We start from the raw sequence: 10,852 nt of genomic DNA on the forward strand, positions 1-10,852 counted from the left end.
CCCACACTGTGGCCCACCCTGCTTCGATGACAGGTGTCCATCCCGAACGGCGACCGCATGTGATCAAATGATGGCATGAACGCGATCTGGGGAAGCGTCGTCGCCGTGGTGGGCACACTGCTAGGCGTGCTGGTCTCTGCCATGACTCAGCGATGGAACTCCACCCGTTCCGAGCGCCTCACACGAGAGCGGCAGCTATGGGAGGAACAACTCACCGCGTTCAGCAGCTTCGCCGGCGCGCTCGTCGACTATCGCCGCGCCGAGTACGACCGTGCCCACAGAAGTTTGGACGCACCTGATTCCACTGCCCATCAGAACGCTCGCGAAGAATCCTATCGCGCACGCGCAACAGCCCAGCAGGAATTGTTCCGCGTTCAACTTCTGTCCGACAGTACTGGGCTGTTCCAATTGGCGGAGCAGGCTTTCGTCGCCACCGAGGAGATTCACGAAGCAGCCACCAAAGAAGAAGTGAAAAACAACGGCGAGCGGGCAAAGCAGGCACTCGCCATCTTCGTTGAAGAGGCAGGCGGCCTGGTCCGCAGACCACATTGGCCGTCGGCCGGTGTGCAGGGCTAGACTCGTTGTGCGGATGGTTCACCCGCGCCCTGGCGGTGCGGGTGTCGCAAGAGGGAACCCGGTGAGAATCCGGGACTGCCCCGCAGCGGTGAGCGGGAACGACCGCCGTCATAGGCACTGGGCCCACGGTCTGGGAAGCGACGGCCAGTAGGACGCCCTACTCTGGTAGGAGCGACGCCCGCGAGTCCGAAGACCTGCCTCCGCCCGCGCGCCGACCGGTGCGCGGTGGTCTGCGGCCTCGTGGGAGGGTCGGCGGCCGGCGCACACGCATGCATGGCGTGGGTCCGTCCCCTTCCGCAGCGCCGCCCGTGGCACAGCGAGGGAAGCCGCCATGAGAACCACGATCCTCGGATATCCCCGTATCGGGGCGAACCGTGAACTGAAGTCCGCCACCGAGGACTACTGGGCCGGACGCATCGACGCCTCCGCCCTGGAGAAGGCCGCCGCGGACCTGCGCGGCTCCGTGTGGAGGGAACTGCACGACGCGGGCCTGGACATGGTCCCGTCCAACACGTTCTCGTACTACGACCAGGTTCTCGACACCAGCGTGCTGGTCGACGCGGTACCCGACCGCTACCGGCACCTGGACGGGCTGGACCGGTACTTCGCCATGGCGCGCGGCGTCCAGGACGTCCCGGCGCTGGAGATGACCAAGTGGTTCGACACCAACTACCACTACATCGTCCCCGAACTCGGTCCGGACACCCGGTTCCGGCTGGCCGAGGGCGCCGACGCCAAGCCGCTGGCGGAGTATCGGCAGGCCAGGGCGCTGGCCATCGAGACGCGGCCGGTGCTCGTCGGCCCCCTCACGTACCTGCTGCTCGCCAAGTCCGCTCCGGGGGCGCCCGCGGGGTTCCGTCCGCTCGACCTGCTCGACGGGCTGGTGGACGTGTACGCGGAGCTGCTGGAGAGACTGGCCGGGGCCGGCACCGATTGGGTGCAGTTGGACGAGCCCGTCCTGGTCGGCGACCGGACCGGCGAGGAACTCGCCGCGCTCGAACGCGCCTACGCGCGGCTGGGCGGGCTGCCGGCCAGGCCGCGCCTGCTCGTCGCCACCTACTTCGGCACGGTCGGCGCCGACGCGCTGCGCATCCTCGGCGGCACCCGTGTGGAGGCCGTCGGCCTCGACCTCGTCGCCGGACCGCGCAACGTGGACGTGCTCGCCTCGATCGGCGGGCTGCCGCGCAAGACCGTCGTCGCGGGCGTGGTGGACGGCCGCAACGTCTGGCGCGCCGACCCGCACCGCGCCAAGGCCGCCTACGCGGTGCTGCTGGGCCTGGCCGACCAGGTGATCGTGAGCACCTCCTGCTCACTCCAGCACGTCCCGATCGACCTGGACGCCGAGACCGGCCTCGATCCGGCGGTGCGGGAACGGCTGGCGTTCGCGCGGCAGAAGGTCGCCGAGGTCGTCGCACTCGGCGAGGCCCTGCGCCTGGAGAAGCCTCCCGCCGACGCTCGGGCGCAGGCTCCTTCGCCGGGCGTCGACGACGGCGTCCGGGCCCGCGTGGCCACGCTCGCCGACGCTCGCCGCGGTGACCGCGCCACCCGGTTCGCCGCGCAGCGGGACGCGCTGAAGCTGCCCGAGCTGGCGACGACCACGATCGGCTCCTTCCCGCAGACCTCCGCCATCCGCAAGGTCCGCGCCGACCACCGGGCGGGCCGTATCACCGACGACGCCTACGAAGCGGCGATGCGGGACGAGATCGCCCGGGTCATCGCGCTGCAGGAGGACCTCGGCCTCGACGTGCTCGTCCACGGCGAACCCGAGCGCAACGACATGGTCCAGTACTTCGCCGAGCGGCTCGACGGCTACGCCGCCACCGAGCACGGATGGGTGCAGTCCTACGGCTCCCGGTACGTGCGGCCGCCGATCCTGCACGGGGACGTCGCCCGTCCCCGGCCGATGACCGTCGCATGGGCGGCCTACGCGCAGTCGCTGACGGGCAAGCCGGTCAAGGGCATGCTGACCGGCCCGGTCACCATGCTCGCCTGGTCGTTCGTCCGCGACGACCAGCCGCTCGCCGACACCGCCCGCCAGGTCGCCCTCGCGCTGCGCGACGAGATCGCCGACCTGGAGGCGGCCGCCATCCGGATCGTCCAGGTCGACGAACCCGCGCTGCGGGAACTGCTGCCCCTGCGCCGGGCCGACCGCGCCGCCTACCTCCGCTGGGCCGTCGCCGCGTTCCGGCTGGCCACCTCCGGGGCCGCCGACACCACCCAGGTCCACACCCACATGTGCTACTCCGAGTTCGGCGAGATCATCGACGCGATCGGTGCTCTGGACGCCGACGTCACCAGCGTCGAGGCCGCCCGCTCGCACATGGAACTGGTCGCCGACCTGCGCGCCGCCGGCTACGCCAACGGCATCGGCCCCGGCGTCTACGACATCCACTCTCCGCGCGTCCCGGCCGTCGAGGAGATCGAGGCGAACCTGCGCCGCGCGCTGCAGGCCGTCGAGCCCGCCAGGCTCTGGGTCAATCCGGACTGCGGCCTGAAGACCCGCGGCTACCCCGAGACCGAGGCGTCCCTGCGCAACATGGTCGCCGCCGCCCACCGCGTCCGGAAGACCATCTCGGGCTGAGGCCGGACGTCCCGATGCCTCTGGCCGTGTCCCGCACCGCATGCGGCGCGGGACACGGCCGGCGTTCACGTCGCCAGGCCAATGACCTCGTCTGGTCCGCCGGTCAGGAGGGGCTCTGGTCCTCGTCGGCGAGGCGGACGATGTGCGGGATGCCGACCGGGTTGCTGATCCAGTGGGCGTCCAAGCCGGCGGGGAACGGCTCCAACTCGTCCTGGACGGGGACACCGTGCGCGGCCAGATGCCTGGTCGCGGCGTCGACGTCATCGGTGAACAGCTCAAGCCACAGGTCGGCCCGCGCGTAGTTGTCGACGCGGTCGAACCACAGCTTCACCGGGCCGAGCTGCACCGAGGCGCACTGGTCCACGGCGCTCTGCCCGCTCTCGTCGGTGACCTCCATGCCCAGCACGTCGCGGTAGAAGGCGACGGTGCGGTCGAACTGCGCCTTGGGCAGCTTCATGGCGATGTTGTGGCCGCCGCGGAATGTCGGACTCATGGTTCGCTCCCCGTGTTGTGTTCGAGATGGTCGCGCAGTGCGCTCAGGTGGCCGTCCCAGTCGCGCGCCAGCGCGGCGAGGAACGACTGGGCCACGGCCACCGGTCCCGTCTGGAGCCGGTAGCGGATCCGGCGCCGCTCCCCGGCCTCCGCCCGGACCAGCCCGGCATCGGACAGCAGGCCGAGGTGCTTGGCGATCGCCTGGCGGGAGATGGGGAGCCGGGCGGCCAGGTCGGTCGCGGTCGCCGGGCCGCGCGCGGCGAGTTCGGCGAGGATGCCGCGCCGGGTCGGGTCGGCCAGCGCGGTGAAGACCGCCTGGGCGACGGACTCGGCCTGGTCAGGCTGCGGCATCGAGGTACCCGGCCAGCTCGGCCAGCTCCGTCCGCCACCCGTGGACGTTGCTCTCGTAGGCGCCGCCCAGGTGGTCCGGCAGCTGGGCGAAGCCGCTCTCGACGACCGTCACCCGGGTGCCCGTGCCGGACGGCTCCAACGTGAACTCCACGTAGGTGCGTCGCGGATCGTCCGCCGGCAGCCCTTCGATCGCCCACGTGTAGGCGAACCGGCGGGGCGGCTCCACGACCTGGATCCAGAGGGTGAACTCGCCCTGCCCGTCCCACCGCACCCGGGCCTCACCACCGGGACGCAGGTCGTCGATCTCCGCATGGGAGCCGAACCAGCCGCCGAGCCCTTCGGCGGTGGTCAGCGCCGCCCACACTCGCTCGGGCGGGTGGGCGAGGTCGAGCGTCCGCTCGATGCGATCCGGAACGGGCACGGCTACCCCCTATAGCAACTCATCGGTTGCCATGGACGCTATCACAACCAACCGGTTGCGATACTTTCCCGCATCCGCCGTGGCGGTGGCCATCGATCTCGGCCGCAGCGCCGGCCAATGAGCAATGCCTAAGGGGTCCACCGGTGGCGGGCGCGGTCCAGGTCCACGCGGGTGCCGAGCATCGGCGTTCCTTCGTCGTGGAGCATGCCTCGGGCCGACCCGCCGTGGCAGGTGGCGGGCCTTCCGTCGGCGTACACGACACGCCACCACGGGACGTCGTCGCCCAGCAGGCTCATGGCGCGCCCCACCTGCCGCGGCCCCGCACCGATCCTCTTGCCGATGTCGCCGTAAGAGGCGACGGTGCCGGCAGGGATCGCGATGACCGCCTCACGCACTTCCTCGACGATGCCCATGGCGGCTACAGTTTCGTCAGTGCCTGCCCTTTGTGCATGGCGATATGGTCGGTCTTGTCGCTCTGAATCTCGTACTGCGGATCGTCCTTGCTGCAGCGGCGCATGTGGCCTTTATATTCCACGTCCTCCGTGTGCTTTTTGATGATCACTCCTTCCACATATCCCGCTTCGGAGTTCCATCGCACGTGATCACCCACCGAGAACTGCTGCATCGTTCCCCCTTTCTTCTCGTGCGGGCGGCTCGCCCCGGCCTCTGAGGCTACCCACGCATACGTACCTCAATTCGTTTCCACAATCGCTTCGACATCGAGGAGGACACCCGCCCTGGTGCCGTCGGGACGTTGGTCCCTTGCAGCGCGGTGGACGGCAACGGAGCCTGGAGTGACCGACAGGGATCCACGGAAGGATCGGCATGGATGTGAACGCCATCTCGCGAAGAGCGTCCGTGCAGCTCACGAGGTTGGCCGATTACGAGACCGGTGTGGCGCGGGTGGCGGCCGCCGGCGAGTTGGACATCGCCACCGCCGGCCGCTTCGGGACCGAACTGGCCCGAGTGATCGACGAGCACGGCCCGGACGTTCTGATCGACGCGTCCGCCCTGACCTTCTGCGACGCCCGGGGACTGGCGGCGATCGTGTCCGCCGACGGACTGGCGAGGCGCCGCGGCGGCGCCGTCACGCTCACCGGCGTCCGACCGCAGATGGCGCGGATTCTGCGCATCACCCGGCTCGACAAGAAGTTCATGCGCCCCCGCACTGCCGCCTTCGGCTGGGAGAACACGGTCACCTTCGCCTGACAAAGTTTCCGGTGTCCGCCCTACCCAGCACAGGCGGCAGGGACCTTTGGCCCGTCCCCAGGGGACGAACGCCGGATGGGGCGGGGGCTCGCCCGGAGGTTGGCTCGAAGGAGACCTCACAGGGCGGTGAACGATGCAACGGATGAACGCGCTGGACGCCGGAATGTTCTTCGCCGAGAACGACACGAGCCCGCTGCAGATCGGGACGGTGACCGTGTTCGAAGGTCCGGCGCCCGACTACCCGGACCTCGTACGGCAGGTGTTCGCGAGGCTGCGGCTCGCGCCGCGCTGCCTGCAGCGGGTCCGGACCGTCCCGTTCAACCTGGCCCACCCGGTCTGGGTGGACGACCAGCGCTTCTCGATCGGCGACCACATCCTGCGCGCGACCGCGTCCGAACCCGGCGGCCCGGAGGAACTGCACGAGCTGGCCGGCCGCCTCCTGGCGCCGCCGCTGGACCTCACCCGATCACCGTGGCAGGTGTGGCTGGTCGACGGGCTCGCGGACGGCCGCTGGGCGCTGATCTGCAAGGTGCACCACTGCATGGTGGACGGGATAGCCGGCATCGACCTGCTGGCGGTGCTGCTGGACACCGACCCGGACTGGACGCCCGCGACACCCCGAGCCTGGACGCCCAAGCCCGAGCCGTCCGCCACGGCCGTGCTGCGCGACGGTGTCATGGACGGGTTGAAGGGCTTCGGACGGCAGGCCGGGCGGCTGTTCCTGCCCGTCCTGCGCGACGCGTTCGCGGTCGCGGGCTCGGTGCCCGGTTACGCGACGCGGCTCATGGGGTCCGGCGCGTCGGCGCTCAACGGGCCGACCGGTCCGCGCCGGCGCTGGACTCGGACCCACGCGGGGATGGACGAGGTCGACCGGATCCGGCGCACGTTCGGCGGGTCGGTCAACGACGTGGCCCTGGCCGCGACCGCGCGCGGTTTCCGCGACCTTCTGGAGGCGCGGGGCCTCCTCACCGGGGAGTCGACCGCCCGGGCCATGGTGCCGGTGTCGGTCCGTTCGGCGGACGAGCGCGGCGTCCCGTCGAACCGGGTGTCGGCGGTGCCGGTGGACCTGCCATGCGGGGAGGTCGACCCGCTGCGGCGCCTGCACCTCGTCAGGGAGCAGATGGACGGGCTGAAGAGCCGCGACCAGGCCGCCGGCCTCGACGCCTTCGTCCAGCTCTTCGGCAACGCCCCGAGCCTGCTGGCCGCGGCCGCCCACACGGCGCTGCGGCTGCGCCAGCCGCTGATCCACACGATCGTGACGAACGTCCCGGGCCCGGCCGTCCCGCTGTACGCGATGGGTCGGCGGATGCTGGAGATCGACCCCTACATCCCGATCACGGCCGGTCTGCGCACCGCCGTCGGCGTCGTCTCCTACGACGGCGTCCTGTCGTTCGGGATCACCGGGGACCACGACGCCGTCCCCGACCTGGAGACCCTGAGCGCGGGCATCCGCGAGGGCATCGACGAACTCCTCAAGGAGGCGGCACAGACCGCGCCCACCACCTGAACCGGCTGGAGGCGACATGAACACGCGACGGAAGCCGCACCGCACCGGGAGCGGCGCCCCGGTGCCCCGTCCGATACGGATGACCGTCCTGATCGGTGATGCCCGTGAGGCGCGCAGAGGCTACGAGGTGACCGCACCCACCCGGCTGATGCGCACCTGGCGGCTGCTCACCGCCGTGAACGAGGAGCTCCACTCCGGCGGCGTCGATGACGCGGCCGCCCACCGGGCCGCCATGGTGTTCAACGCCCTCCGGAACGAAGTGGTCCGGTCGGTCTCGCCGCAGCTCGCCGAGGAAGTGCGCGAGCTGCTGCCGCCGCTCGACGAGAACTCCGGCGTCGCCGGGACGCGCGCCGCGTGCTCGGGTGCGCTCGGCTGGCTCGACAGCCTGATGACCTCGATGCTCATGCAACTCGCCCGGCAGGGCGGGCTCGCGGGCGGGCCGGACGATGCCGCGATCACCGGCAGGCGTCCGCCCCGCCACCCGTGATCGTCCTGGTCTGTGCTCAGCGGAGTCTGTGTTCAGCGGAGGCGGCGCAGGTAGGGGTCCCAGGAGCGGCGGGGCGCGAGCCGGACGCGGGCGTCCACGATCACCGCTCCGTCCGGGCGGACGATGGTCGGGTTGAGGTCGAGTTCGGTGATCTCCGGATGGTCGGACACCAGCCGGGACAGCCGGATCAGCACCTCCCGCAGCCGCTCCAGATCGCCGGCCGGGCGCGCCGAGTGGCCGAGGAGCAGGGCCGACAGGCGCGGGGCTCGGATCAGCTCGTCGGCGTCGCGGGTCGTGAGCGGCGCCAGGCGGGCGGCGCGGTCGGCCAGGGCGTCGGCGTCGACGCCGCCGGCCCCGAAGATCACCACGGCTCCGAACACCTCGTCCTGGACGGCGCCGCACAGCACCTCGACGCCCTGTTCCGCCATGGCCTGGACGAGCGTGCCCTCCAGGTCCCCGCCGAACCGCTCGGACAGGCGGCCGAACGCGGCACGGACGGCGTCCTCCCCGTCCAGGCCGAGTTCGAGCGCGCCCGCCGCGGTCTTGTGCACGACATCGGCGGCGTGCGCCTTGAGCGCCACCGGGCGGCCCAGGTCGCGGGCGGCGGTGGCGGCCTCGTCCTCGGTGCGGGCCCACCGCCACGGGGCCACGGGCAGCCCGTAGGACTCCAGCAGGCGGTACGTCCCGGCGGGCGGCAGCCACCCGCCGTCGGGGGCGCCGTCCAGGAAGCCGCCGATGATGCCGGACGCCTCGTCCGGGCGCAGGCCGGGCAGCACGGGCGCCGGCTCCTGCGGGACGTCGCGGCGCCGCGCGTACGTCCAGGCGTGGGCGAGCGCGCGGGCGGCGTTCTCCGGGTAGGCGTAGCACGGCAACCCGTCGTCGTTGACCATGACCGTCTCGGCCTGCCCGAGCACCACCGCCGCCATCGGCTTGCGGCAGGCGCGCAGCGCGTCCCGCAGGTCGCCGAGCGCGGTCGGGGCCACCAGCGCCAGCACGGCGTCCACGGAGTCGTCCGCGGCGAGCAGGTCGAGGGCGTCCCCGAACACGTCGGCGGAGACGGCGGCGGTGGTGTCGACGGGATTGGCGACCGCCGCGCAGGACGGGAGGATGTCCGCCAGGTAGCGGCGCGTGGCCTCGTCCAGGACAGGGACGGTGAGTCCGGCGTCGGCGCAGGCGTCGGCGGCCAGCACCCCGGCGCCGCCCGCGTTGGACAGCACCGCCACTCGCGGCCCGGCAGGCGGCGGCTGGGTCGCCAGCAGCGCGGCGGCGTCGACCAGCTCGCCGAGGTCGTCGGTGGCCACGACGCCGGCCTGCTCGAACAGCGCCCGGCGGGTCAGCTCCGGGGTCGCGGCGGCGGCGGTGTGGGAGGCCGCCGCCCGGGTGCCGGGCGCGGACCGTCCGGCCAGGACGGTCAGCAGCGGCATCGTCGCGGCGACCCGGCGCGCCGTCCGGGCGAACTTGCGGGGGTTGCCGAACGACTCCACGTGCAGGATGCCGAGCCGGGTCGTGTCGTCCGACTCCCACCACATCAGCATGTCGTTGGCGCTGACGTCGTACTTGTCGCCCACGGAGGCGAACGTCGAGACGCCGATGCCCAGCCGGGACAGCTCTTCGAGGAGGGAGATCCCGACACCGCCCGACTGCACCGCCACACCGGCGGCCCCCGGGACGGGCCTCCGGGCGCCGAACGTCGCGTCCAGCCAGACGCCGGTGTTGGCGATGCCCAGGCAGTTCGGTCCGACGAGCCGCATGCCGTGCTCCCGGCAGGTCGCCAGCAGCGCGCGCCCCTGGCCGGCGGTGAACCCCGAACTGATCACCACGAGCGTGGGGATCCCGAACCGCCCGCACGCCGCCGCCACACCGGGCACCGAGGGCGCGGGCACCGTGATCACAGCGAGGTCCGGCGCCTCGGGCAGGTCGGCGAGCGTCGCCACGCACGGCGCGCCGTGCAGGTCACTCCCCGCGCAATGCGGATTCACCGCGTACACGGCGCCTTTGAAACCGCCCGCGACGATGTTGCGCAGCAGTTCGGCGCCGACCGTCCCGCGCCGGCGCGACGCCCCGATCACCGCCACCGACCGGGGCCGCAGCAGCGGTTCCAGGCTCGCCACGTCCGCGCGCCGCTCCCGCTCCGCGACCGCGTCCAGGTACGCGTCGCCGCAGCCGAGCGGGATCGTCACCTCGACGACACCGCCGGACGTCCGCCGCCGCGCCGGCATCCCCGCGTCCGCGAACACGCGCAGCATCGCGCTGTTCTCCGGCAGCGTGTCCGCGCGGAAGGCCACGAGCCCGCTGTCGCGGGCCAGCGACCCGAGGTGCTCCAGCAGCAGGGTCCCGACGCCGCGGTGGTGCATCCGGTCGGCGACCGCCATCGCGACCTCCGCCTCCCCCGGCACCCCGGTCGGCTCGTACTCCGCGACACCGACCAGGTCGCCGTGCAGCCAGGCGCCGAGGGCCGCGTGATCACTGCCGTCCGTCCGGCAGACCCGCCGGGCCACCTCGCCCGCCATGGCCCGGTTGAGGCCGAAGAACCGCAGGTACAGGCTCTCCTCGCACAACCCCTCATGCAGGTCGCGCACCGCGTCCAGGTCCGCCGCGCCGAGCCGCCTGATCTCGATCTGCACGCCGTCGGTCAGCAGCGCGAACGCCCGCGCGCCGGAATGCCGCTCCGTCATGTCTCCAGCGTCTGACGGGACGCCCCCGCAGATCATCGTCCCAAGGTCACCGGCGATCGGGACCATGGTCCCTTGCCGTGACGGCACGTCAGTCGCCGCTGAGGACGTCCGCGACCGGACGCCGCCGGCTCGGCGGGCGACGCGCCGCGCGGCCGAGGCGCAGCACCATCTGGGGATGCCCGCAGGCCAGGTCGCGGCGGACCGCCGCCCGCAGATAGGGCAGTTCCAGCGGCTGCGTGTGGAAGGCCGCGCTCACGTCCAGTGTCGCCGCGTGCAGGAGCACGTGCTGGAGCGCCTGGCCGGCGAGCAGCCAGTCCACACGCCTGTCCTCACGGGTGGTCAGCACGGCCACCGTCCCCAGGGCGGCGGACGCGGTTTCGCAGTCGCCCGCCTGGCGCTGGAACCCCCATGGCGCTCCGGCGGTGAGGTCACGCGAGGGGCTGTATCTTATACACATCTCCGAGCCCACGAGACCCTAAGACACCTCGTATGCCGTCTTCTGCGTGAAAAAAAAAAAAACCGGGTCAGTTCGCCTCGTCGAATCGCTGCCGCG

General features: G+C 72.0%; 12 protein-coding genes and 1 riboswitch. Of the genes, 5 read left to right on the forward strand and 7 right to left on the reverse strand.

Annotated elements, in window-relative coordinates:
• The first annotated feature begins 75 nt into the window (after positions 1-75).
• Positions 76-576 carry a hypothetical protein gene (locus tag ETD96_RS32445; RefSeq protein WP_138640303.1) on the forward strand — a complete coding sequence of 167 codons (501 nt, stop codon included), beginning with the start codon at positions 76-78 and terminating at the stop codon, positions 574-576.
• Positions 573-792: riboswitch (cobalamin riboswitch) on the forward strand. (Overlaps the previous gene by 4 nt.)
• A 115-nt stretch (positions 793-907) precedes the next feature.
• On the forward strand, positions 908-3,157 hold the full coding sequence (metE, locus tag ETD96_RS32450) for a 5-methyltetrahydropteroyltriglutamate--homocysteine S-methyltransferase (protein WP_138640304.1): 2,250 nt from the start codon (positions 908-910) through the stop codon (positions 3,155-3,157).
• 103 nt (positions 3,158-3,260) lie between these two features.
• On the opposite strand, the gene ETD96_RS32455 is transcribed toward metE, so the two are convergent.
• From ETD96_RS32455 to ETD96_RS32475, 5 genes are all read right to left on the reverse strand, one after another.
• Positions 3,261-3,650: a VOC family protein gene (locus ETD96_RS32455; protein WP_138640305.1), complete on the reverse strand. Its 390-nt coding sequence runs from the start codon at positions 3,648-3,650 to the stop codon at positions 3,261-3,263.
• The gene (locus tag ETD96_RS32460) at positions 3,647-4,000 is read right to left on the reverse strand and encodes an ArsR/SmtB family transcription factor (protein WP_138640306.1); all 354 of its coding nucleotides are present in this window, start codon (positions 3,998-4,000) and stop codon (positions 3,647-3,649) included. The genes ETD96_RS32455 and ETD96_RS32460 overlap by 4 nt, the downstream gene beginning before the upstream one ends.
• Positions 3,987-4,421, reverse strand: coding sequence for an SRPBCC domain-containing protein (locus ETD96_RS32465; protein WP_138640307.1), 435 nt, complete (start codon positions 4,419-4,421; stop codon positions 3,987-3,989). Before ETD96_RS32465 ends, ETD96_RS32460 begins: the two co-directional genes overlap by 14 nt.
• 128 nt (positions 4,422-4,549) lie before the next feature.
• Complete coding sequence (locus ETD96_RS32470) at positions 4,550-4,834, reverse strand: MGMT family protein (protein ID WP_138640308.1); 285 nt, start codon at positions 4,832-4,834, stop codon at positions 4,550-4,552.
• 5 nt (positions 4,835-4,839) lie between these two features.
• Positions 4,840-5,046: a hypervirulence associated TUDOR domain-containing protein gene (locus tag ETD96_RS32475; RefSeq protein WP_138640309.1), complete on the reverse strand. Its 207-nt coding sequence runs from the start codon at positions 5,044-5,046 to the stop codon at positions 4,840-4,842.
• Positions 5,047-5,279: 233 nt separating this feature from the next.
• On the opposite strand from ETD96_RS32475, the gene ETD96_RS32480 reads away from it, so the two are divergent.
• From ETD96_RS32480 to ETD96_RS32490, 3 genes are all read left to right on the forward strand, one after another.
• On the forward strand, positions 5,280-5,630 hold the full coding sequence (locus tag ETD96_RS32480; RefSeq protein ID WP_171069346.1) for an STAS domain-containing protein: 351 nt from the start codon (positions 5,280-5,282) through the stop codon (positions 5,628-5,630).
• A 142-nt stretch (positions 5,631-5,772) separates the two neighbouring features.
• A complete protein-coding gene (locus tag ETD96_RS32485; RefSeq protein WP_205719553.1) occupies positions 5,773-7,137 on the forward strand; it encodes a wax ester/triacylglycerol synthase family O-acyltransferase in 1,365 nt (454 codons plus the stop codon).
• Positions 7,138-7,153: 16 nt separating this feature from the next.
• Entirely contained in the window at positions 7,154-7,624 is a 471-nt protein-coding gene (locus tag ETD96_RS32490; protein ID WP_138640312.1) for a proteasome activator, read from the forward strand.
• Positions 7,625-7,656: 32 nt separating this feature from the next.
• Here the strand turns inward: ETD96_RS32490 and ETD96_RS32495 are convergent, their stop codons facing one another.
• Both ETD96_RS32495 and ETD96_RS46110 read right to left on the reverse strand, forming a co-directional pair.
• On the reverse strand, positions 7,657-10,299 hold the full coding sequence (locus ETD96_RS32495) for a bifunctional acetate--CoA ligase family protein/GNAT family N-acetyltransferase (RefSeq protein WP_138640313.1): 2,643 nt from the start codon (positions 10,297-10,299) through the stop codon (positions 7,657-7,659).
• An 88-nt stretch (positions 10,300-10,387) separates the two neighbouring features.
• Positions 10,388-10,768, reverse strand: coding sequence for a hypothetical protein (locus tag ETD96_RS46110; RefSeq protein WP_205719554.1), 381 nt, complete (start codon positions 10,766-10,768; stop codon positions 10,388-10,390).
• Between the last annotated feature and the right edge of the window lie 84 nt (positions 10,769-10,852).

It is taken from the genome of Actinomadura geliboluensis, assembly GCF_005889745.1.
Lineage (GTDB): Bacteria > Actinomycetota > Actinomycetes > Streptosporangiales > Streptosporangiaceae > Spirillospora > Spirillospora geliboluensis.